The organism is Arcobacter sp. L, from assembly GCF_000284235.1.
Classification (GTDB): domain Bacteria; phylum Campylobacterota; class Campylobacteria; order Campylobacterales; family Arcobacteraceae; genus Aliarcobacter; species Aliarcobacter defluvii.
The window spans coordinates 1,337,325-1,361,055 of record NC_017192.1 but is presented as its reverse complement, the minus strand read 5'-3'; the positions used below and the strand labels follow the sequence as shown (position 1 = coordinate 1,361,055).

The 23,731-nt window shown below is 23.2% G+C and carries 28 protein-coding genes and 1 pseudogene; 11 read left to right on the top strand and 18 right to left on the bottom strand.

The window, feature by feature from the left end; genetic code table 11:
* Positions 1 to 26 precede the first annotated feature (26 nt).
* The 3 genes and pseudogenes from ABLL_RS15250 to ABLL_RS06820 all read left to right on the top strand — a co-directional run.
* Positions 27 to 167, top strand: a pseudogene (locus ABLL_RS15250) (hypothetical protein); the annotation flags it as partial.
* A gap of 72 nt (positions 168 to 239) precedes the next feature.
* On the top strand, positions 240 to 1,352 hold the full coding sequence (locus ABLL_RS06825) for a hypothetical protein (protein WP_041654746.1): 1,113 nt from the start codon (positions 240 to 242) through the stop codon (positions 1,350 to 1,352).
* 73 nt (positions 1,353 to 1,425) lie between these two features.
* Complete coding sequence (locus ABLL_RS06820; protein ID WP_014474053.1) at positions 1,426 to 2,229, top strand: ion transporter; 804 nt, start codon at positions 1,426 to 1,428, stop codon at positions 2,227 to 2,229.
* Between the two features lie 33 nt (positions 2,230 to 2,262).
* On the opposite strand, the gene nhaD is transcribed toward ABLL_RS06820, so the two are convergent.
* The 4 genes from nhaD to motA all read right to left on the bottom strand — a co-directional run bounded on the left by nhaD (position 2,263) and on the right by motA (position 6,441).
* Positions 2,263 to 3,645, bottom strand: coding sequence for a sodium:proton antiporter NhaD (gene nhaD, locus ABLL_RS06815; RefSeq protein WP_014474052.1), 1,383 nt, complete (start codon positions 3,643 to 3,645; stop codon positions 2,263 to 2,265).
* A 201-nt stretch (positions 3,646 to 3,846) separates the two neighbouring features.
* On the bottom strand, positions 3,847 to 4,911 hold the full coding sequence (locus ABLL_RS06810) for a DUF475 domain-containing protein (protein ID WP_014474051.1): 1,065 nt from the start codon (positions 4,909 to 4,911) through the stop codon (positions 3,847 to 3,849).
* A 33-nt stretch (positions 4,912 to 4,944) separates the two neighbouring features.
* Positions 4,945 to 5,679 carry a flagellar motor protein MotB gene (gene motB / locus ABLL_RS06805; protein WP_014474050.1) on the bottom strand — a complete coding sequence of 245 codons (735 nt, stop codon included), beginning with the start codon at positions 5,677 to 5,679 and terminating at the stop codon, positions 4,945 to 4,947.
* Between the two features lie 3 nt (positions 5,680 to 5,682).
* Complete coding sequence (motA, locus tag ABLL_RS06800; RefSeq protein ID WP_014474049.1) at positions 5,683 to 6,441, bottom strand: flagellar motor stator protein MotA; 759 nt, start codon at positions 6,439 to 6,441, stop codon at positions 5,683 to 5,685.
* Positions 6,442 to 6,767: 326 nt separating this feature from the next.
* Between motA and ABLL_RS14690 the strand changes: the two genes are divergently transcribed.
* Together ABLL_RS14690 and ABLL_RS06790 are read left to right on the top strand one after the other, a co-directional pair.
* Positions 6,768 to 7,850: a site-specific integrase gene (locus ABLL_RS14690; protein WP_014474047.1), complete on the top strand. Its 1,083-nt coding sequence runs from the start codon at positions 6,768 to 6,770 to the stop codon at positions 7,848 to 7,850.
* Positions 7,851 to 7,948: 98 nt separating this feature from the next.
* Complete coding sequence (locus tag ABLL_RS06790; RefSeq protein ID WP_014474046.1) at positions 7,949 to 8,362, top strand: hypothetical protein; 414 nt, start codon at positions 7,949 to 7,951, stop codon at positions 8,360 to 8,362.
* A 223-nt stretch (positions 8,363 to 8,585) separates the two neighbouring features.
* Here ABLL_RS06790 and hxsA read toward each other — a convergent pair whose 3' ends face one another.
* From hxsA to ABLL_RS06755, 7 genes are all read right to left on the bottom strand, one after another.
* Complete coding sequence (gene hxsA, locus ABLL_RS06785; protein ID WP_014474045.1) at positions 8,586 to 9,197, bottom strand: His-Xaa-Ser repeat protein HxsA; 612 nt, start codon at positions 9,195 to 9,197, stop codon at positions 8,586 to 8,588.
* Positions 9,194 to 10,297, bottom strand: a complete 1,104-nt coding sequence (hxsC, locus tag ABLL_RS06780) for a His-Xaa-Ser system radical SAM maturase HxsC (RefSeq protein WP_014474044.1) — start codon at positions 10,295 to 10,297, stop codon at positions 9,194 to 9,196. The genes hxsA and hxsC overlap by 4 nt, the downstream gene beginning before the upstream one ends.
* The gene (hxsB, locus tag ABLL_RS06775) at positions 10,282 to 11,685 is read right to left on the bottom strand and encodes a His-Xaa-Ser system radical SAM maturase HxsB (protein ID WP_014474043.1); all 1,404 of its coding nucleotides are present in this window, start codon (positions 11,683 to 11,685) and stop codon (positions 10,282 to 10,284) included. Before hxsB ends, hxsC begins: the two co-directional genes overlap by 16 nt.
* The gene (hxsD, locus tag ABLL_RS06770; RefSeq protein WP_014474042.1) at positions 11,675 to 11,950 is read right to left on the bottom strand and encodes a His-Xaa-Ser system protein HxsD; all 276 of its coding nucleotides are present in this window, start codon (positions 11,948 to 11,950) and stop codon (positions 11,675 to 11,677) included. The genes hxsB and hxsD overlap by 11 nt, the downstream gene beginning before the upstream one ends.
* Positions 11,950 to 12,189, bottom strand: a complete 240-nt coding sequence (locus tag ABLL_RS15045; protein ID WP_158310006.1) for a hypothetical protein — start codon at positions 12,187 to 12,189, stop codon at positions 11,950 to 11,952. Before ABLL_RS15045 ends, hxsD begins: the two co-directional genes overlap by 1 nt.
* Positions 12,190 to 12,611: 422 nt before the next feature.
* Positions 12,612 to 13,649, bottom strand: coding sequence for a DUF3800 domain-containing protein (locus tag ABLL_RS06760; RefSeq protein ID WP_014474040.1), 1,038 nt, complete (start codon positions 13,647 to 13,649; stop codon positions 12,612 to 12,614).
* Between the two features lie 208 nt (positions 13,650 to 13,857).
* Positions 13,858 to 14,664 (bottom strand): TIGR02391 family protein, encoded by an 807-nt coding sequence (locus tag ABLL_RS06755; protein WP_014474039.1) that lies wholly within the window; start codon positions 14,662 to 14,664, stop codon positions 13,858 to 13,860.
* 142 nt (positions 14,665 to 14,806) lie between these two features.
* On the opposite strand from ABLL_RS06755, the gene ABLL_RS15180 reads away from it, so the two are divergent.
* Entirely contained in the window at positions 14,807 to 14,938 is a 132-nt protein-coding gene (locus ABLL_RS15180; RefSeq protein WP_014474038.1) for a hypothetical protein, read from the top strand.
* Positions 14,939 to 14,990: 52 nt separating this feature from the next.
* Here the strand turns inward: ABLL_RS15180 and ABLL_RS06750 are convergent, their stop codons facing one another.
* From ABLL_RS06750 to ABLL_RS06720, 7 genes are all read right to left on the bottom strand, one after another.
* The gene (locus tag ABLL_RS06750; protein ID WP_014474037.1) at positions 14,991 to 15,488 is read right to left on the bottom strand and encodes a hypothetical protein; all 498 of its coding nucleotides are present in this window, start codon (positions 15,486 to 15,488) and stop codon (positions 14,991 to 14,993) included.
* Positions 15,489 to 15,515: 27 nt separating this feature from the next.
* Positions 15,516 to 16,052 (bottom strand): hypothetical protein, encoded by a 537-nt coding sequence (locus tag ABLL_RS06745; RefSeq protein WP_014474036.1) that lies wholly within the window; start codon positions 16,050 to 16,052, stop codon positions 15,516 to 15,518.
* A gap of 71 nt (positions 16,053 to 16,123) precedes the next feature.
* On the bottom strand, positions 16,124 to 17,185 hold the full coding sequence (locus ABLL_RS06740; RefSeq protein ID WP_014474035.1) for a DUF4917 family protein: 1,062 nt from the start codon (positions 17,183 to 17,185) through the stop codon (positions 16,124 to 16,126).
* 87 nt (positions 17,186 to 17,272) lie between these two features.
* The gene (locus tag ABLL_RS06735) at positions 17,273 to 19,180 is read right to left on the bottom strand and encodes a DUF3732 domain-containing protein (RefSeq protein WP_014474034.1); all 1,908 of its coding nucleotides are present in this window, start codon (positions 19,178 to 19,180) and stop codon (positions 17,273 to 17,275) included.
* On the bottom strand, positions 19,170 to 19,631 hold the full coding sequence (locus ABLL_RS06730; protein WP_014474033.1) for a three component ABC system middle component: 462 nt from the start codon (positions 19,629 to 19,631) through the stop codon (positions 19,170 to 19,172). Before ABLL_RS06730 ends, ABLL_RS06735 begins: the two co-directional genes overlap by 11 nt.
* On the bottom strand, positions 19,628 to 20,791 hold the full coding sequence (locus ABLL_RS06725) for a hypothetical protein (RefSeq protein ID WP_014474032.1): 1,164 nt from the start codon (positions 20,789 to 20,791) through the stop codon (positions 19,628 to 19,630). The genes ABLL_RS06730 and ABLL_RS06725 overlap by 4 nt, the downstream gene beginning before the upstream one ends.
* A 41-nt stretch (positions 20,792 to 20,832) precedes the next feature.
* Positions 20,833 to 21,177, bottom strand: a complete 345-nt coding sequence (locus ABLL_RS06720) for a helix-turn-helix domain-containing protein (protein ID WP_014474031.1) — start codon at positions 21,175 to 21,177, stop codon at positions 20,833 to 20,835.
* Between the two features lie 199 nt (positions 21,178 to 21,376).
* Between ABLL_RS06720 and ABLL_RS06715 the strand changes: the two genes are divergently transcribed.
* From ABLL_RS06715 to ABLL_RS06700, 5 genes are read left to right on the top strand one after another with little or no spacing between them, the layout of a single operon-like run.
* Positions 21,377 to 22,306 carry a hypothetical protein gene (locus tag ABLL_RS06715; RefSeq protein ID WP_014474030.1) on the top strand — a complete coding sequence of 310 codons (930 nt, stop codon included), beginning with the start codon at positions 21,377 to 21,379 and terminating at the stop codon, positions 22,304 to 22,306.
* The gene (locus ABLL_RS06710; RefSeq protein WP_014474029.1) at positions 22,290 to 22,478 is read left to right on the top strand and encodes a hypothetical protein; all 189 of its coding nucleotides are present in this window, start codon (positions 22,290 to 22,292) and stop codon (positions 22,476 to 22,478) included. Before ABLL_RS06715 ends, ABLL_RS06710 begins: the two co-directional genes overlap by 17 nt.
* Positions 22,479 to 23,117, top strand: coding sequence for a DNA/RNA non-specific endonuclease (locus ABLL_RS06705; RefSeq protein WP_014474028.1), 639 nt, complete (start codon positions 22,479 to 22,481; stop codon positions 23,115 to 23,117).
* A 10-nt stretch (positions 23,118 to 23,127) separates the two neighbouring features.
* Positions 23,128 to 23,301, top strand: a complete 174-nt coding sequence (locus ABLL_RS14890) for a helix-turn-helix domain-containing protein (protein ID WP_014474027.1) — start codon at positions 23,128 to 23,130, stop codon at positions 23,299 to 23,301.
* 2 nt (positions 23,302 to 23,303) lie between these two features.
* Positions 23,304 to 23,729: a hypothetical protein gene (locus ABLL_RS06700; protein WP_014474026.1), complete on the top strand. Its 426-nt coding sequence runs from the start codon at positions 23,304 to 23,306 to the stop codon at positions 23,727 to 23,729.
* Positions 23,730 to 23,731 lie beyond the last annotated feature (2 nt).

The following is a 23,731-nucleotide window of genomic DNA, read 5'->3' as shown; positions in this document are numbered from 1 at the left end:
ATTTAGATTATTGTGAATTAGCTTTAGAATATAACTTTTCTGACCAATCACATTTTATTAGAGAATTTAAATCATTTTGCAATGAAACACCTAGTAAATTTCTTAAAAATATTGATTTATATCCTCAATATAAAGGTTTATGCAATAAATCAAAAATAATCTATTGATTTAAATCAATTAAAAGTTCACTAAAAAAAGTTAGAATTTAATATTAATAAAATCTAACTTTAGGAAATTTAGTGTTAAATGTTTTTTTACTAACATACTTCACAAAGAAATTAAATTTGGTTATTATTGAAAAAGACAATTCAATAACAAACAAATATGGTGATTATCTTTTCTCAATTTTCAAAGAAATAAAAATATATGATTGTCAAAAAAAGTTTTTATCAGAATTAGATAGTAATAATTTTGATATTTTATTATTTGACAATGATATTTATGATATTGAATCTACATTTTTATTTGTAAAAGATGTGCATGTAATAAATCCATTGATAAAAGTAATTATATTTTCTAAATATGTTGATTATGATATTTTAATGAAATGTTTTAAATATAATATTACAGGTTTTATGTGTTGTAATAGTAATGAACAAGATTTAAAAGATTTTTTAAAAGTTTCTGTTAAAAAACTTTTGATGAATAATAGTAATAAATTTAATGAAAATAAAAATAAATTTGATGTAATTGATTGTTTAAAATTTTTAAAAGATGAGCAACCAAATATTAAATTAGTCAATCATTTTAAAGGAATTGCAATTATTCGAGCTGCTGAAATTTTGGATTTTAATGATGAAATAATCAAAATAAAAATTGATAATACTCAATTAAAAACTATAAAAATAAATGATCATGTAGTTATCTCTTCTAAACATTTAGGTGTTGAAATATTAACTATTACAAAATCTTTTGATTATGAGAAAAATGAAATAGATTTGATGTACAACAATCTTATAGATTCATATGTTCATCACAGAAAAAAACCAAGAGTTGATCCTAAAAAGAATTCAAATGTTATCATTGAAATAGATAATAAATTTATAAAAGTTGATATTATAAATATTTCTATTGATCATGTATTATGTATTTCAAAAGAACTAAATCCCGAATTAAAGATTCATTCAAATGCAAAAATTGCTATAAATTGCCATATTGATAATAAGATTGCAAATAATCCAAATTATATCATTAGAACTAATGCTTTTGTTAAAGAGATGTTTTACACAGTTGATGGAGAAAAAATACTTTTAAAGTTTAAATTAGATGAACAAGATCATCAAATTTTAGATAAATATATCTCATTTAGAATAAAAGAGATTATAAGAGAACTAAAAAATAAAACTATTTAAATTTTAATACATATTTTCTTTACAAATTTTTGGTTATGATTGCAAAAAAATTTTAACTTAATTTGGGAGTGATATGTATAACAAAATTAAAATTTTCATTGAAAGTAGTTTTTTCTCAAAATTTATTACTTATTTAATCATTATAAATGGTATAACAATGGGTTTAGAAACTTCAAAAGATTTTATGTCTAGTTTTGAAACTTATACTTCATTGTTTAATCAAATTGTTATTACTATTTTTACAATAGAAATAATACTTAGAATTTATGTTCATAGAGTATCTTTTTTCAAAGATTCTTGGAGTATATTTGATTTTACAATAGTTGCTATTTCATTGATTCCTTTAAATCCAGGTTTTGAAATATTAAGAGTTTTAAGAGTTCTTAGATTATTTAGATTAATAACTGTTGTTCCTCAAATGAGAAAAATTGTGACAGCATTAATTAGTGTAATTCCGGGAATGTTAAGTGTAGTTGCTTTAATGACTCTATTTTTTTATGTATTTGCAATTATGTCAACTCATCTTTTTGCGCAAAGTTTCCCACAATGGTTTGGAACTTTAGGAGAATCTTTTTACACACTTTTCCAAATAATGACTTTGGAATCTTGGTCTATGGGAATAGTAAGACCAATAATGGAAGTTTATCCTTATGCTTGGATTTTCTTTGTACCATTTATTTTTGTTGTTACTTTTGTAATGATAAATCTAGTTGTAGCTATTATCGTAGATGCAATGGCGATTCTAAATAAAGATGAAGAAGATAATATTATAAATGAGGTTCATTCAAATGAATCACATATACACGATGAAATAAAAAAATTAAGAGATGAAATAATAGAACTAAAATTACTATTAAAAAATAATATAAACAAATAAAAGATATAGGAGAACCTATATCTTTTATCAATATTAGTAATGTTTAATTCCTAACATTTCATATTGAAAATACCAAATAGCAACAGAAACAACATACCCTAAAAATACTGTCCATGCATATTTCATATGACTAGCAAAAGTATAAATTCCAGCCATTTTTCCCATAACACCAACACCAGCTGCTGACCCAAAAGAGATTAAAGAACCACCAATTCCAGCTGTTAATGTAACTAACATCCATTGATCTAATCCCATTTGAGGATTAGCTTTTAAAACAGCACTCATCACTGGAACATTATCTACAAAAGCAGATAAAAATCCAACTGCAATATTTGCCCAAGATGCACCTAACATATCAGGTTCATAAACAACAACTGCTAAATGTAACCATCCAATAAAATATAACGCTCCAACAGCAGCTAAAATACCAAAAAAGAAAAGTAACGTATTATTCTCTATTTTTGCTATTGCATGGAAAATATTTAAAGGACTATTATATTTTTTGATAATTCTAATTGTATAAAGTTTAAGTAATGCTAAACCAAATAACATACCCCACATTGCAGGGAAATGGAAAACTTGATGAGAAATTACAGCTAAAATAATTGTTAAAATCCCAAGAGCAATTACTACAGTTGCACCTGTCATTAGTTCTGGTTTTTTCTCTTTTGAAGCATCAAATTGAGGTTTTGAATTTGGAACAAAAGAAGATAATAGTATCGCAGTTACTAGAAATCCTAAGAATGCTGATGGAAATAAATAAAAGAAATCAGTAAAATCACCTTTTCCTGCTGTCCAAACCATAAGTGTTGTAATATCACCAAATGGAGACCAAGCACCTCCTGCATTTGCTGCAACAACAATATTAATTGCACCTGGAACTAAAAATTCTTTTTTATTTCTATCTATTGTAATTAAAACTGTTGATAAAATAAGTGCCGTAGTTAAATTATCTGCAACAGGAGAGATAAAAAATGCTAAAAATCCTGTAATCCAAAACAGTTTTCTATATGTATAACCTTTTGAAATAAGATTATATTTTAATCTATCAAATACTCCCATTGAAATTAATGTTTCGATATAAGTCATAGCAACATATAAGAAGAAGAAAATCCCTGCAATTTCTAAAATCAAATGATTCATATCATTACTTAAAATATTTATATCTAAGTCATTTAATACATAATATAAACCAATTAACATAAACATAAATGTTCCAATAAATAAAGCTGGTTTAGCTTTATCAACATGATATTTATCTTCAGCTGCTATAAAGTAGTAACCAATAACAAATATAAAAAGAGAACTTATTCCTACCCAAGTCATTGTAAGGTCAGGGAAAGATTCACTAGATTCTGAACTATTTGCAAATAGATGCACTATAGTTAAAAATAATCCTAAAAATATTTTTAGCATTTGTTTCCTTTTATGTTTTTGTAGTTGTTGCTAAAAAATTTTGTTATTTTAACAACAATTTTTCTAAGTATTTTAAAAATGTATTGTATTTTATTTTAGAAAATAGGTCTTCTTATTTTGTGATAAGTTTATTGTTTTATAGTGCTATATTTATAGTCTAATATTGCTTCATTTATATAAAATAACTCTATAAAATAAAAATTAATCCTTAGAATCTAAAATAAATTCTCTATTTTTATAAATAGATTGAATAAAGGCTAAAGAAATTGGAACTATAGCAAAGGTAGTTACAAGCATTGAAGGTAGATGATAAAAAATTTGAACTATCATAGAAAGTGCCAAAAAACCAATAGACCACATTGCACCATGCTCAAGATAAATATATTTTGATACAACATCTTTATCTACCATATAAATGGTTAAAGATCTAACAGCCATTGCACCAATTCCTAAACCTAGCATAATTATTATAATATTTTGAGTAACAGCAAATGCTCCTAAAACTCCATCTAAAGAAAAAGACATATCAATAGTTTCAAGATATATAAATGAGATAAATCCACCACTTACTTGAGTAATATTAGAATTTTTATCACTATTTGTTTCCATAAAACTCTTAAAAAACTCTATTAAATAAAAGGCTATTAATCCTATTAACATCGGTGCTAAAATCTCAATTTTATTTACAGCAATCATACTATCACCCATTACAACGTTATTTGGCGCTATATATGTAATTCCTAACATTAGAAATAGAATGAAAATAATTTTTATATCACCCTTTTTTGATATTTTACTTGCAAATTTTTCTATAAATTTTATCCAGTATAAATCTTTATTTTCATTGAAAAGAAATTTTAAAAAGAGCATTAATAAAAACATTCCACCAAAAGACATAATTACATGATGAGAACTTTGAATAATTTTTTCATATTCATCTGGATTAGTTATAGAAAGATTAAAAGAATCTATTATTCCCATTGAAGTTGAGAAATAAACTATTAAGATAGGGAAAATAAATCTTACTCCAAATACAGCAATAATCATACCCCAAATAAGAAATCTTTTTCTCCAAATAACAGCCATTGTTGCTAAAATTGTTGCATTTACAACTGCATTATCAAAAGAAAGCGACAATTCAAGTACAGATAAAACTGTACCTTGATAAACAGCAAAAAAACCTCCGTAAAGATAAAGTAAAATACTTGCAACAAACCAAACTACAAAAAAACCATAAAAATATGAAATTAGTGATTTTTCTTCCAAAATAATTTCCTCTAAAACTCTTATCTTAAAATTTTAATTCTCTTTTAATATATCATCAATACTTTGTTCTTTTGCAAACTCTTTTGAAGTTTTAAATTCAAATTCAACAGATTTTTTTTCTTTCCAACCTGATTGAGTTGAACCAAATCCACTTGAATATAATTTTTCTGCAGATACGCCATATTTTAATAATTCTCTTATAACATTATTTGCTCTTGCAGTTGATAAATCTAAAGCATCTTTATATTTTGAGCCTCTTATTTCATAATCTTCTGCATAACCTTTTACATTAATTTGTGTGTCTTTAGGTAAAACAGAAATAATTTTGGCTAATCTTGTAAAAAATGAAGAAGAACCTTCACCTTTTATCTCAGCTTTTCCATCATCAAATAATAACTGTGCAGGAATTGACATCAATGTACCATTTATTTTTTCTTGTAAATCTCCATCATTTGCATTTTTACTTTCTAAATCATTTAATTTTGCATTTATTTGTACAAATGTATCTTTTGCATCATCCATATTTGCATCTTTTTCTGCTAATGCTTTTGATATTTTTTCTCTATCTATTAGTGAACTTGTATCGACATTTAAATTAAATATTTTAAAGAATTCTTCTTTTAATGCCTTTTGTTTCTCAATATTTACAGAAGCCAATGCATAAAGAGCAATAAATAAAGCAAGTAATAAACTTAAGAAATCTGCATAAGGAACAGCCCATTTTTCACCTGATGGACAATCACATTTTGTACGTTTTTTTCTTGCCATAAATCAACCTTTTAGAGGCATTACTGTTACCATTTTTGTCAGCTTAAGTTTCAATTCTCCAGGAGCATCACCTCTTACAATTGCTCTTGCTGCATATAAAATAAGCTCTTTTTCTTTGATAATCATACGAGCTTTTGCTCTCATTTTATTTCCCCAAGGACCGAAGAAAATATAAGAAGATGCAATTCCTGTTACAGTAGCTGTAAATGCACCTGCAATACCTGCTGCCATTTCTGCTGGATTGTCTAATCTTTGTAAAGCTAAAATAAGTCCTAAAACAGCACCTATTAATCCAATCGTAGGAGAAGTTTCTGCTGCTAAAATCCAATAATGTGAAGCACTATGATAATAATGTTCTGTTTCATCAATAATTACATCTAAAGATTCTTCTATCTGCTCTTCTTTAGAACCATCAACGACCATATTCATCGCTTCTTTTAAAAATTCATCATCTATATCTTGAAGATATTTTTCTAAAGATAGTACACCATTTTTCTTAACTAAAATAGAATATTCAACCAATTCATCTATTCGTGATTCATAATCAACTGGTAATTTTGTGAAAACCATTTTTAATTCAAGATAGGCTGCTTTTATTGCTGAAGCTTCACAAGCTGCTGCTGCTGCAAATAATGCTGTTGGAATAACAATTATTAATGAGGTGATATGAATTACATGGGCAGGATTTCCACCTTCTAATAAGTCACCAATGGAAATAGATGCAATAGCACCAATTATTCCGATAAGTACAGTTAAATCCATATTTATTCCTACTATTTCTTTAAGTTATACAATATTATCCTAAAATTCATTTCCTAATTATTAAGTTAGTTAAAAATAACAAATTCATTTTCAATTGATTATAATTTATTTAATATGGTTTTATGAGATTATTTTGGTATATGGCGACCCCAGCAAGATTTGAACTTGCGTGTTCTGGAGGAAATCTTTATGTATTATATTTACATAAACTTCCAATTCTTACTAAAAAAGCCTATTTTATGGTATTTATAAGTTCATATACTATAATATACAACTTATAAATTTACATTAATTTACATTTAAAAAAGACACCTAAAAGGACACCTTTGGCAATACCAAAAACAACAAAGACTAATTATCCTGGAATAAGTTACTATAGTGATAGTCAAAAAGGTAAAGTATTTTTAGCAACATTTACAATCAATAAAAAGAAATATAGAAAAATAATTGGTTATGAAAATGATGAATTTAAAACAAATGCAAAAATTGCTTTTTTAAAAAAAGAATCGATGAAAAATGAGATTGAAAATAACACTTACATAAAAAAAGATTTAACATTTAAGCAGCTATGGGAACTGTACTTAGAACATCTAATTAATTCTAAATCTGTATCTCAAAAAACATTGATCAATAAAAAGAGTGTATATAATTGTCATTTCAAAACAAAATTTGACAATTTAAAAATAAATACTATTCAAACATTTAATATTCAATTATTTGCAAATGAACTATTAAAAACAAAATCTCCTAAAAGTGTTGATAACTATCTTGCAGATTTATCAGCTCTTTTCAAATTTGCAATAAAACATAAAATTACAACTAATAATCCTGTAATACTTGTAGATAAACCAAAATATGATAATACAAGAGAATATCCTTTAGATTTTGTAGAATCAAAAAGATTATTCAACACAATAATAAATTTTAAAGAACCTTTATATAAAAACATATTTACTTTTTTATTACATGGGAGAAGAACTGGAGAAGTTTTAAATTTAACTTGGGATATGATAGATTTTGAAAAAAGAACTTATACTATTAAATATGAAATAAACAAAGCAAAAAAGAATATGAGTTATGAAATGACTGATGAACTCTATAATATCTTTATAAATATAGAAGATAAAGATGGATATGTATTTAAATCTTTAGTAACAGGTGCAAAAATAAAAAATCTTAGATGGGCTTGGGATAGAATACTTAAAGAAGCAAATATTAATAAAAGTATGAGAATACATGATTTAAGACATTTAATTGGAGAAATATCTTTAAATAACACAGATAATAGTATGGAAGTTGTAGCAGCTATATTAGGACACAGTTCTACTAGACCCACAAGAAGATATGCAAAAGTTCAACAAAAAGTTGCAGCACAAGGAATTAAAAAAGTTTTTGATACTTTGAAGTGAATAATTTTTAATTTTTTAAATTTGAATTGAAAGTAGAAAGTTTTTTTTAATTTAAATCCGTTAATATTTTAGAATATAATAAAAGATAAAGGTATTTAGTGAGTATATACTCTGAACGACTTGCAAAATTAAAAAAAGAAATTGCAATCATTGAATCAAAAAAAAATACAAATTTTAAAAAACATCAAAAAGAGATGATAAAATTTATTCATGGAAGAATAGACAAAGTAGAATTTGAAGTAAATAGTAAGACAATAATTTTAGAAATGGGTGATGAAAAAAAAGGTTTTAGACATATACTTGAAAAACATTTTAATCCAAATGATTTAGAAACGATGGATATTTTAAATTTACCTATTATATTCAAAAATGCTTTACAACTAAGTCAAATTGGTATTTCAAATAATGCATTATCAGTTTATAAAATGCTAAAAAATCAAAAAGATTTAAGATTAGTTACAGATGAAACAAAAACAGATAAGTTAGTAGTTACAAGTTATAGAAAAAATTAAAAAAGTTGGAAGTGAGACGATAGCAGTTGAAAGTCATCTAGGACTAACCATTACTGGTACTGGTCGTAACCCCACTTCACGCCTATGTAAGATGTTTCCATCTTCAAACATAAAACTTATATTTTGAGATAGAAAATTCATTACTCCGTAATTATATTAAATTTTAAATGGAAAGTCAACTTTTTTATTTATTACTCCGTGTTTTTCTTTTATATTTTTATACTTAGAATCCTTTTATTCCTAAAGCATTTAAAGTATCAATTCCTAAGTAGCTTTCGCTTTTTATATTATGTTTTTTCTTAAAACCATCAATTGCTTTTCTTGTAGAATCACCCATCACACCATCAACTGGTCCAGAATAAAATCCTTCTAATAGTAAAACTGTTTGAACCTGTTTTATTACACTTTCTCTTTTATTTTTATCAATTGAATTATCATTTTTTGAGCTATCATATTTACTATTTGTATTTGATTGTTTTGTTGTAGAAGTATTATCAATTACTTTTGGAGCTTGATATGTAGAATTAGAATATGAAGATGAGCTATTTGATGTTCCAGAAGAATAGCTTGAATATCCACTAGAATAACCTCCTGATGATGAAGACCTATGAGAACTGTGGGAGCTATGGCTTCTATGAGAACTATGACTTCTATGAGCTGCTAAAAAATCTGAAACATGTAAATTTAAAATAGATGCTTTTTCTGTATTATTATCTAAAGAATTTAACATAAAATTTGTATTTGATATATCATCAGCCAAATTTGATTGATATGAAGCTTGTGCACTAAAAGATATCCCAAGTAATCCAGCTAAAGCTTTTAAATTTTGTTTCATATTTTATTTACCTTTTCTATATATTTATTTGTTGCAGAAGTAAAAAAACCACAGCAATCATCTTTTTCACTACAAAGTTTACAATCTTCCAAATAATAATTTTTCCAATCTGAAATAGATTTTATTGAAAAATCTCTTATATTTTTAGATAATAAACATAATGGATAATTATATAAAAATATTTTAAAGTTATATAATCTTGCTTTAAATATAGCTCTTTCAAGATATTTATTTTGTTCTTTAACTTCCAAATATAATTTATCATAATTCTTTCTTGCATAGCCTATAGGTTCTATATTCATTATAGAAATATTATTAACCATCTTAAAAGTAGAAAAAATATAGTCAATTATGTTTTCTAAATATTTAATATTTAACTTATTTGGAATAATTCTAATTTCAATACTTTGCCCAAATTCTAATAAGTTAATTATTCCTTTTGTTGTTTTATCAAAAGAGTTTTCACTTCCGACTATCATATCATGAATTCTTGAGTTGAATCCATATAATGGGATAGCCCAGACTATATTTCTTAAAGATTCTTCACAAATTTTTTTTGTAAATTCATAATCTTCAAATGATTTTCCATTAGTTAAAATATGTAAAGAATTACTATTTCCACTACAATTCAATTTATTTAAAAATTTATAAAATACTTCTTTATTATAAGTAGGTTCTCCACCAGAAATACCTATAAACTTGTTTGTTTCAAAATTTATAATTGCTTTATAAGCTTCATCAAATAAATATTCGTCATTTTTTATTTTAGGAGGTTGGCAACAAAATAAACATTTACTATTACATCTTTCAGTAACTAAAATAGTGTTTTCATTAGAAAAATTTGTTAAATATGTAGATATTTTTTTACTTTTTTGATGAAAAATTAATATATCTCCATCAACGACATTTTCTTTTAAATTATCACTTGAAAATAGTACTTTTTCATTATCAAATTCTACACTATACTGATTATCTTTAATATGAGATATTTCTAATAGATTATCGTTTGTTTGCATAGATTTTTTATTAAAAATAAACATCCCATTAATTAAGTTTTCAGATTCATAATTAAAGGTATCTATTCTTATTGGTTTTGCCATTTTAAATATAACTCCATAATATCTTTTCTATTAATTAATGAATCAAATATATAATCAAAAATCATTGTATGTAATTTACAAAAAAAAGAAATAGATTTATCACCTATTATATCTCCTTGCGTTGATAAATGATGAAAAACATCTACTCCACAATACTCTTTATAACTACAATCTTCACATCCAGGCATAGTTTCAATAAATGTATTACTTAATATTGTTATATTATTTTTTTCTAAAAAATTATATTCTTTTGTAGTTACATCACCTAGTTCAAACTCTTCAAATTTAGTCATTTCCCATAACATTCTTGCTTCATCTGACCCAAAAATTTTTCCATCATAGTTAAATACTAATGCTCCCATCATATATGAAGATGGAGATTGTAAATCTAAATAATTGTTTTGAAAAGGAGAAAATATTTTTGATAAATAAATAAGTAAATTCTCTTCAATAAAAACTCTTTCTTTATTTATTTCAAATATATATTCTAAACAATTTTTATAAAATTCAAAAAATTCTTCAGCAGAATAAATTTTATTATCGTTGAATGCATATCCTAAAAAAGTTAAAGGTCTTATAGAAATACTTGTAAAATCATTATCTAAGTAACCTTGTATAAATTTCTTGTAATCCTTTATGGTTTCTTTTGTTACAGTTGAAAGAGCACTTACATTATTACCTAATATAATTCTTGAAATTTTTAATTTTTCAGTAAATTTATCATAACTATCATAATATCTTGATGGTCTATTTAAATTGTGAATCTCTTTATTTCCATCTAAAGATGTGGATAAAAAAATATTATAATCTTTACAAAAATTTAAAATTTCATCATTTATATTATTTAATGTAGTACAAATTACAAATGAAATATTTTTATTTATAATTACTTCTTTGATTCTTTTTACAAAAGTTTCTATAAATATAAAATTTAATAAGGGTTCACCACCTTGAAATTCAATTTTAAAACTTTTATCTGAAATAAGATTTATAACTCTTATAATTTCATCTATATGTTCAATATTTAAATCATAACCTTCTTTATTTATATTTACCCTACTAACTTGACAATAGTTACAATCTAAATCGCATCTTAAAGTGGGAATTATTAAAAATAAACTTGGTTTATTTAGATTTGAATATATTTTTGTAGATAAATTTGTTAAAAATATATTTAATTTTGTTTTATACTCATTTTCATCATATATGAAATTTTTTGCCTCAAGATTATTTAATAGTACTTCTTCTAAATTTTCATAATTATTATGAATTAAATTTTCTAAATTAGCTCTTGAATTAAGAATTTCAAAACTACTTGTACTATTAGTTAATACATATTTTTGAGAAGGTAATTCTCTAAAATTAAAAGGAAAATATTTATAATTCACTATAAATCTTTTCTAAAGATCTTTTTATTATTTCTTCTCTTAGGAAAAGAGTATTTTTATCTATTTCATATCTCAATAAATTATCATTTAAATATCTATTAAAAATATTTTGGTTTTTTTCTAAGTTTTCATCAATTGTAAAAAATATTATCCAATTATCAGTATCTTCATCAAGTTTCCATTCTGTAAACCTTGAAAATTGATACAATGTTTTTCGAATTATTATTTCAGGATAGTTATATTTTAAAAAAGTCATTTTGTACATTAATTTCCTTTAGCCATAGAAAATCTAAATATACCATGTGCTAAAGCCATTAATATTAAAGATACTGCTGCAACTTTACATGCCATCTCATAAAATTTTTCTAAATCTTCGCTTGCAGCAATAAACAATCCAATAACTATACCATTTAAAGATAAACTCATTAACAATTCACTTATCAAATGAAAGATATCATCAAATAAATTTACTTTTAAATAAAAATATAATAATACAATCAACATTAATATAGTTGATATAATAAAAAAACACCATACAATTTCTTTATTTTGATGATTATCTAATATGAATAAATAATTAATACAAGAAATAAATAGTCCACTAGTAATTGTTATTGAAATATCAAATAGATATTCTTCACTAATATAATTATTCGTTTTTTTCCTAATTAAAAAAAATATTAAAACACAAAAAATTACAGGTAACAAATCTTTTAATAAAATTAATATAGGAAATTCTTCTATTTTATAAAAAAATAATATTGAATATAATGTAATAAGAAAAATAATTGTTAATATCAAGAGCTTATCTTTAAAATCAATTCCAACCATATTTACCTCTAATTATTTATTATATTATATTATATAAGACAATTGACTCTAATTAAATATTTTTTGAGAAAAATTTTAAATTGTTTTTAATCATATTACTTCATATGATATTTACATATTTCAGTTATAGTGTGCTTAAAACTCAATCCATTTATTAAAATCTGATTGTCTATAAAATCTATTAACTCTTGATTCTCTTCTTTTACTAACTTATTTTCAAAATATAATCTAAATGAAGAAACAAAAAAATCTGCAATTTGGATTCCTATACTATCTTTTGAATCTATAAAATCTATTCCATTTTTAAAAGTATCATCTTTTTTCATGTCCGTTATTAAAGAAAAATCTTCAGTTTCAATATCAAAAGCTGTTACAACTTGATTTAATAATTTTTTAGATTGTCCTTTCAAAACATTACTATTGAAGTCATGCTTAAAAATTGCTTCACTATTTGGAAATTGTTTTCTTGCATAATGCATAATTAGACTTAATATATGAAAATTAGGCAATAATCTTTTCTTATCCATTTTAAATAAAAATATATCAATATTTCCTATCACATAGTCTAATGCTTTATTTACAAGTTCTATATGATCTTGAGGTTTATTTTTAGTAATTTTAGGAATAATATTTTTTATAAATTCAATCAAATTTTCTTTATCTTGATTTATGAATAATTTATAAAATTTTTCTGAATCTTCATCTGTAAATTCACTAACTATTCCAAAAGTAAGCATTTGTCTATGCATTCGTACATTATACATTTCAGGGGGAACTTTTGGATTTAATCCACTATCAAAGAACTCATCTATAAAAAAAAGTTTAGGCAAATATTTTTTTTCTATTAATGACATAAAAACTTCTAAATCATATTTTTTAATAAGTTCTATCATTGCTTTTGATATATTTTTTCTTTCTTCTGGAGATAATTCTGTAAAATGAATTTCAGATACTTCTGATTTTAAAAATTCATTACAAATTTTTTGATAATCTTCTTTTATATTAACATTAATATCAATATCATTTTTACTGAAAATAACCGAAGTATAAAAAATTGGTTGATTTTTATCATTAAATAAATCACTTCCTGTATTTCCAGCCTCATCAGCATATAAATATATTTTATTTTTCATTATCTACCTTATTTTTTTCTTACATTTTACAAAACAAATGACTTTTTTTTGACTCTTTTTATATATTTTTATAAAAAATTTCAATATTTTTTCTTTTAACAAACTTTACAAGTAGTTTTTTCTTTTATTAAACAAGTTGAAAATTCACTTATTTGTTTATCATCATTTTAAAAAATTTATTTATAATTTCATATAAAAATTTACCATATCATCTTATTCTTACAACCATATCTAATTTTCTATGTATAAAAGATATTGTTGAAAAAACATCTAATGCATCCTGTTCTGTCATATTCCAATAATTCTTTGGTGTATGTGCTATTGGATTACGAATAGCACCAAATAACCCTATCAGCAAATTTGCAAATCCTTTTTGCTCACTTATTTCTGATTCAGTATTAAACTTATTAATAATTAGAATAGGATTATTGGCATTAAATGCCATTGTAACAAGATTACTTCCATCACTTGTTACTCCAGATAATTCTCTTATTCTTTGAGCTAATCCTTTTACTGCTTCTAATACAGCATGAAAATAATTTTCATCTAATAATTCACTTTTACAATATTTAAAAATTTCACTATGAGCATTTCTATCTTCTAATTTTGATTTTAATATTCCAGCTTTTTCTCTTGCACCTTTCAGAGTAGTTTCTTGCTTTGTTCTACTAACTTTTCCTTCTTCATTCACACAAAACCCTGAAAAAGATAATACTACATTTAATTCTGATCTTCTCCAAATAAATTTTTCTTTATCCATCGAATAATTTACAGGATTCATAGCTCTATTAATAAACATTATTAAATAATTACCTATTTGCTTTTCATTTTGTTTTTTAGCTATTGCATTAAACAATCGTTTCCATTTTGTATCTGACGGAGCAATATCTTCTATTTTTATATCTTTTAATATGTAACCTATTTGTGTTCCTGTCAATCCATTTTGAGTATCTGCTAATACTCTACAAATTGCTTCTAAATGTTGAGCATTAAAAGGTGTTATTTGTTCTGCCATTATTTTTTCCATATTTATTTAGTTTTTAAATAATACAATAAAAAATAATTAATAATGAAATATATTACAATTTGCAATATATTTTATAATTAGAAAAAAAATAAGCTATTATTTCTAATAAATAAGAAAGGAGGTGATTTTAATGGGATTAAAACCAGGACCTAAACGTATTGCTGACTCTACGGGTAAACCAGATAAAAGACAGAGAGATAACAAAAATACTCCAGGAAATACACCAAGTTTAAAGCCATCAAAAAGCACAAAAAAGAAATAAATTGTAAAATTTACCATAATAGAGGGTATTTATTGCCCTCTTCCCAAAATTATCATATTACACTTATATGAATATCTTTATCTTTAAATAACTCAATAAATTGCTTATGAACTTCAAGTTTACACTTTTTATATATTTTAGATTTAATATCTTTAAAAAAATTAGGAATAAAATAATAATAGAAAGGATATTCTATCAATTCATTAATAACACTAGAATCATATATTATTTTAATAGCTTTCAAATACTTAGAATCTGCATTAACAGGTATAAAACTTCTCCATGATCCCTGAATATACATAGTATTTCTATCCATTGTGTGTGTATACTTATATATTGATGCATTTTTATCAATATTTCCAGACCAATCAAATACTAAAATAACTCCTTCTTTAGTAAAATTTTGTCCATAATTGAAGTTACCTTTTAAAATTGGAAAAGAGTTTAGCCCAGAATCTCCATTATAAATATCACTAGAATGAGCTCTGAATGTTTTTGAATGCACAATATTTAATGCTGATTCTAAGTCCGTAAAATGATAAATTAACATTTTTTATCCCATTACATTTTAATAAATTTATTTTTGAAGAGAAATAAATTCAGATTTTACTATTGTACAATTTGTATTATCACTACTTTTATGTGTAATCAAATTCATATCAATATTATTTCCAATTGTAAAACTATACCTATCATTATTATTCCCATCATTATCAATAATAATATCTTTTTTATCTTTTGTATTGTTAAAAAGAACTTTACAATCTCCAGGAACAATTTCAGTATATGTATAATATCCTTTACACTTATTTCCATCTGGAGTATAACTTATATTACCATACCTTGCAAATTTAAATTGATTTAATAATGATTTAGTTTTAAAAGATAAAAAAATAGTATTTTTATTTGGCTGGTTAGAATCCCACCTTGTACTATAAGATACTTCTCTTGATTCTAGTAAAAAATCAATTGTTTTACCCATTGCTTCTGCACAACTTGTTGCTCCTATTTTTTTATATTCTTGTTCAATAATAGTACCTGTTGTTTTAGCTAAATTTGAAGCAGATAAATTCAAACCTATAAACAAAATCAATAATATAAATAACTTTTTCATTTAATTTCCTAAAAAATAATTAAATTGATAATAACAAAAATAAAATTATTTTTGATTTAATTTATCTCTAATCACTTAAAGTTTTTAAAATTGAAATTCCAAACAAAAACGGTGGTATAATCATAAAAATATATATTCTTAGTTTCTTCTAATTCTTTAATTATATGTGAACAATCTGTATACATTTTATTTTCAGAGCTTAAACCAATATAAATATTTTTGATGTTGTTTTGTTTTATGGCTTCTATAATATGATTATCATTTGATTTAAGTAAAGTTCCAAAAATAACTAAACTATCATTATTATTGTAAAAACCTAGTTTTTTTAATGAATTATAACAATGATTTAGATAAATATTTTTTTTAATTTTTAATAATTTATTTTGCCAAGTTCCTTCAGATACAAAGAGTGGATACTTAGAAAAATATAAAATATTTTCTCTTATTTGCGGAATCAAAGATTTATCTCTATCTTTGCTACTAATTTTAGTTATTTCAATACCATCATCAAAAATATGTAAAGCTCCATGTAAGAAATAAATAGTTTGTTCTAAATTATTCTCTTTAAAAATTAAATTACCGTTTGGTCTTCCAAAGCCATCATTAACTTCTAATCTACTATTATTTATATAATTTCTATTATATTGTAATTCCAAAGTAGCCCAAGTTAATAATAAATCATAATTTAATGTAAATATTGAATTATATTCTTTTATAAAATTTTTTGCATAACTATAATTATGTTGATCAAGACTTGCAGCATGTTCAGGGTGTAATTCAGAGAGAACATCAATAAGAATATTTCTTAAGCGATTTCCATCAATACATAATTTATTAGCATAATCAGGATAAGTATAAAAATACAATTGATAACAGTTATAAATATATAGAGCATCTTCTAATTTTTTTATTACTCTTTCAAAATCATAAGTTTCAAAATTTTTAAAAATATCATGGATAGGAGAATTTACACTTATTAAGTTTTTATTAACTGCATAGTAAAATAAATTCTTAAATGAAAATCTATCTCTATCGTAAGCGATACTAAATCCATTTCCTAATAGTAAATATCTTGAACCATTTTCAGTTCTTAAAAGAACGTCATTATATGATAAAAGTTGATAGAAAGTCATTTAAATTTCCTTCATATTATTTTAATTCTTCTTCTATCAAATCAGTTTTTATTCTATAATAGTAATATTTATAAAAGTTTTTGAATATCATTTTATAAGCCCTAAATTTTTTTCTTTTTCCCATTGTGGTTCTACTAAATATTTTTGATACCAATCTTCTTTACTATAAAAATGATCAACTATAATTATTTGAATTTTATTAACTATTTCATTTTGATTCACATCTTCAATAAATTTAATTATTGATTTATACATATCTTCTACTTTTTTAATATCTCCTGTTCCATTTTTAAAATCTTCTTGTTTAGGAAAATATACTTGACTTGGCTGATCTAAAAATATTAAAGATGGTAAAATTGATTTAGAATGATTAGAAACATATTTATGTAATCCTAAAAAAACTGATAAATGAAATGATAAATGATTTTCTGCGCTACCAATATCTGATAAATAAAAAATATTATTAATACTTTGCTGATAAGCAGTAACATCTTTTATATCAAATTTTAAATTTGGAATACCATAATCTTTTTCATCAAATGGTAATGTTTTTAACATTTCTGTAGCATAGTTTCCTATATATAATTCTGCTTCTTGTTTTTTCTTTTTTATATCAACTTTCGTTAAATCTTTATCTAATTTATCTAATTCTTCTTGTAATTTTTGTATTTCAGAATCATTAGAAGATTTATTTTCATAATCAACTATTGTCTGAATATTATTTTTAATCATTCCCCTTATCTCATAAAGTAATTTTTCTTTTTCTTTTAATGTTTTTATTTCACTTTTATCTTTTTCTAATTTATCTAATTCGTTAATTAATAACTTTAGAGTTTTTTTCTCATTATTTAATTTTTCCTCTGTAGATTGTTTTTTTTCTTCTAAAATATCTCTATTAACATTATGTAAAAAAGCTTTTTCATTTAATATTTTTTGTTTTGCAATTTCAAAAACTTGAATTTCTTCTTCAATATTTGAACTACATAGAGGACAATGTTTTGAATAATTTATATTTGAGTTGACTTGTAATTTAAGATTTGCTGTATCTATATGTTTAAGTTGATTTTGTATATTTGAATATTCAATTTTTAGATTTTCTACTAGTTTATACTGATAATTTAATTTACTTTCTATTTTTTGTATATTTGTACCTAAATCACTATCTAAGTTATATGTTAATTTCAAACTATTAACATTTTCTTGATTAAGCAAATACTCTTTATCTAGTATTTCTACATCAATATTTTGATTTAAATGTGTGAATAATCTATTATAACTGCTTCTTAAATTAAAATATTCTTTTTTTAATTCATCATTATATAAAATTTTACTATTCTCAAGTTTTCTTAATTCTTTTAAGATTTCATTTTTTCGATTAATTTTATTATATATTTCAAAATCAACCAATCCTAAAAATAATTCAAAGTCTCTTTTAATCCCTCTTCCTTTTGTACCAGCCATTTGATAAAACAATTGAGTTTTATTTTTTATAATATCTTGTGTTTGAAATATAAAAGATGGCATATGTCTTATTGTTGGACGAACCATATCTTTACCATCTAATCTAGTTTTTGGAGGGAAAGAAGAAAAATACTTAACTATTTCTAATTCTTTAAAATCATCTATTGTAAAATAATCTGATTTGTTTTCGTAAAAGAATGAAATATCTATATCAGAAAATGAAAAATTATCTTTAATTTTTTTTAAAAAAATATTTTTTTCACCTTTTAATTCTTTACTATTAAATCTATTTCTTGCAATTAATATATCATGTGTATCTATTTTTAAAAATATAGAAAAAACATCAATTTCATTTATTATTTTTCCCGCTGGTATTGTTTGTTTACTTGAACCTAAGCAATAGTCAATTATTTCTCCTATAGAGCTTTTACCAGTATTTGAATCACCACTTATAAAATTAATATCTTCATTAAATTTTATAATGTCTTTTTTGTTTTCTTGAAATAATCCAATTTCATTCACTCTAAATAACATTTATATCCACCTCAAAAAAATTATATAAACTAGCTGTTGATTTTGTAGAAAAAACTTTTCCCATATTAAAAATAATCTTATTATCACTTTTGAATTTTTTATTTATTGTAATATTCATATTTTCATCCATTGTTATATATTCTTTATCTATAGCATAGAAAATACCGAACTTAATATGATTTATACTTTTTTCATATTGAAAACCAAAATTTGAAAATATATCAGGATTTCTTTCTATATCTCTTTGAAATGAATTTATATGATTGAATACTATTCTTTCAAATTTTTCTTGTGCAGGTCGGTAACTATAAAATGCGATAATAATAAATAAATCAAAATAATTAAGGCTTCTTAATTTTGTATCTTCAAATCCTTTTACAATATTTAAAATTAATTGACTAATATTTTCAGGAGCTGTTGAGTTGTAATAGATTGCTTTAGCTAAATTCATATTTGATCCTCAGGTTTTAATGACCAGCATATTTTTTTAGGTTTTTCTTCATCATCAGCTAAGATATGTAAATAACCTTTTTGAAAAAATGTTGTTTGGTCATCAAATTCTTCAGGCATAAATGGAATTTTCGTTGAATTCATTATTTTAAAATAGCTACCTTGTGATTTTTCAACATCAGTTAAACCTCTTGTGTATTTAAACTCTATTTTTGTATCATTAACGAGCTTTTCTAAACTTTTATCATAATTATTTAATCTTTCATCAAATTCTAAAGAAGTTTTTAAATTCATTCTTTCACTAACTTCAATAATAGTTTTTGCATAATCATCTATTGCTGATTGAAAAATATCTTCTTTAAATTCAATATTTTCAAGTTTTTTTATAAACTGCTTATCTTTATAACTTGAAATTTGATTATCAATCATATTTGTATCTATACTATTATTTGTTCTTAAAATCTTATCTTGAATTAATGTTGTTGATTCTATAAGCTTTTGGTCAAATTGAATTTTTGTAATTTCCCATTTATCTTTATTTTCTAGCCCTCTTCCTATCAAACCATACAATTCATCAATAACTTTATTTTTCTTTTTTTCATCATCTTTAAAAAGGCTAAAATGTGATGTTTGTTTTATCTCATTTCTAATTTCTAATATACTAAATAAAGAATGTTGAATATCAAACTTTGCTAATACTTTTTTCAATTCATCAATATTTTTATTTATTTTATGAAAATACTTAACCATATTAACATAAGTAGTACCATTTTTTTGAGTTTGATTTTCTTGTAAAGTTTTATATTTTTTATCTGAATCATATTGATTCCAATTTTTAAGTGGATTATTTGCTGATATAGTTGAAGTTGTCATTAAAATTAATTTTATATTTTCATCAAAAATATTTCTTATATCAAACCAATTTGATAAAGTTTTTAAAAATTCTTCTTCATAAATTTTTAATTCATTTTTCCCTATGTGATGTTTTACTTCAATATTAAAAATTTGTTTATTATTTTTATCTATTAATGCAATATCTCCAAACTTTTCAATTTCACATCTACTCCAGTTATTATTCTCTAACAAGAGCTTTATAGCTAAATAATAATGATATATATCTCCCATTTTTGTAGATAAAGCATTTTGTTTAATTTTATCCATAACTATGTATAATCCTCACTAAAAATTAATTATTCTATTAACTATCTAAGTTCCTCTTCTATCAAATCAGCTTTAATTCGATGATAATAATATTCTTGTCGTTTTAATGAAAGTTTTTGAATGTCATTTATAAGTTCTTCTTGAAATGATTTATTTGTATCTCTTACTTCAGTTTCAAACATTGAACCATTTCCTGTTAATAACCATTCAAAAGAAACATTATATTGTTTATTTAATTTCTCTATAAATGTGTGAGGAATAACTTTTACTTGTCCTTGCTCATAAGTTTGATATGTTCTAAAAGATATGCCTATAGCTTTTGCAAACTCATCTTGTCTTGAAAAACCTAGTTCTTCTCTAACTTCTTTAATTCTATTAAAAATCAATATATTGTTCCTTTTTAAACAATTTAATGTTTTATAACTTGACAATAAACATTATTATGTGATATACTTCACAATATTATGTTTAAACATACATTTATTTACATTTTAACCTTAAAGAATACCAAAATTACGATTAATAACCGTAATTGGATTTTGAATTAATAAATATAAAGTTTATCAAAATTTAAGGAGTACCAAAATGAACTCAGATAAAAGTTTTATATCAGAAATATTTGAAGAAGATAAAATAAATAGATTAAAAGAAGCAAGAAGTAAATTTTTTATTCTTGATGATTTTATTGAATTTGAAACAAATAAACAAATTTTATATGTTCAAAGTGATTTAAGATTAGCTCATCAACTATTACTTCAAAGTTTAAAAGACATTAATGAAAGCTCTGATACTAAATATTTAAATTTTAATGCTTTTAAAAATCTATGTATAAACCTAAAATTAAATTTTAAATCGATATTCAAATTTGAAAAAATAGAAGATGATGAATATGGATATAAACAGTATAGAGTAACTATTACAAAAAATAATTCTACTTACACAGCCATACTAACTGAAAATAAACATAAGCAAAATATAAGTGATGAATATTGTAGTTATGCTGCAATTTTTGATGTTAATGAAGATGAAAATTACTATTTATTTAAAGAAAATGTTACTGAAAAATACGATATGACAATATATAGAGATTCTAATAGATTTAACTTTTCTAAAATGATAAGACAAATTATATCTGGAACTAAAAAAGAAAATAAAAAATATAGATTAGAGCTAAGACAAAACAATGACTTTTTTATCTCTTCAAAAAATCAATTAAAAGAAGATTTTAATGATTTTTTAGAACATATTGAAGAAAGTATTTCAGAATATGATGAAGAATTAAAACATACTGTAAATGGTAAAAAAGAATATGTATTTAAAGATAATGAATATGTTGGTGAAAGTACACTTAAATTAAATTCAAAAGCTCAAGATGTAATAGATAAAAATAAATTCACTTACGATTTATTTATAAAATCTCTCGATTTAGAATTTCCAAATATTGAAATAATCAAATCCACTTCTTACTCATTACACTACAAATTAAAAGGGAAAAACTATGTTTCAAAAGATTGATTTATCTCTTGATTTTAAAGATTTAGAAATGATTAAAAATGCTTTAGAAAATGAGATTGAGTATTTAGAAAAGCAAAACTTTGCAGATGTTGAAAAAGAAAATATAGATGAACATAAACAATTATTAAAAACAATAGATAACTCTCTAAATAAAATTATGGAAGGAAAGTAAATGATAAAAAAAATATTACTTTCAAGTAGTGTAATTGTTGCATTAAATGCAACTGATATTTCAGATTTTATAGATCTAAATAATTGTGATCAAATCATAGATAAACAAATATTTAAAATCTGTTATTCATACAAATATAAAGGAGCTCTTGCTGTTTGGTATGAACTAGATGGAAAATTTGTAAATAAAAACAACATAAAAAATAGACCTGATTTTTATAGTGAAAAAAATATTCCTATTGAGTATAGGACAAAATCACAAGATTATATAAATAGTGGATTTGATAGAGGACATTTAGCACCAGATGCAAGTTTTGATTATGATTCAAAAACTCAAATAAAAACTTATACTATGGCAAATGTTGTTCCTCAATACCCTACACTAAATCGTAAAGCCTGGTTAAAAGTAGAAAGATATGAAAGACTAATTGCAAGTAAACTTAAAACAACTACTGTAATAAATCTTATAGATTATTCAAAATCAACTCAAAAAATTGGAAAAAGTAAATTGTCAGTTCCTAATGGATTTTATAAAATCATTTTTAATGATCAAAAAAATTTTAAAAAATGTTTTAAATATGAAAATATAGAAATAGATCCAGAAACTGATAAATTGAGAAATCATCAAATAACTTGTTAAAGGATAAAACATGAATGAAAAACTACTTACAAAAGAAGAACTAGCAGTAAGACTAAATATATCTGCTTATGATGTAGATAAGTTAAGAAAAGAAAAAAATATGCCGAATATAAAAATTGGGAGAAGCTATAGATATAACCTTGAAGATATTGAAAAATTCATTAAAAAATTAGGAAATAAATAAAAATGAAACTTTTTGAAAAATACTCTATAAATGGCAATTTTACAAATTATAGTTTAGAAAGTATGCTTAAAGATTTGAATATAGATTCTAAGTTAATTGATGAAATCATAATTAGAAGTTCTATAAGCTCTTTAACAAAAGAATTTATAGAAAAACTAAAAAAAACTGATGAGAAAGAAAATATATTTAATATCGTACTAGAGTATTTTTTACTTGCAGATAAAATGAAACCTATTAGTTGTAATAAACAAACTCTTTCAAAACTTACAGGATTAAGTGAAAGACAAATTGATGAAAAAAGAAGAGCTAGACAACTTCCTTTTATTCAACTATCTGGAGGAAATGAAGCTGGAAGAAAAATCATAGTTTATGATCCAATTGAAGTAATAAACTATCTACATAAAGATAAAGTAAAAGTTATCGCTTAATG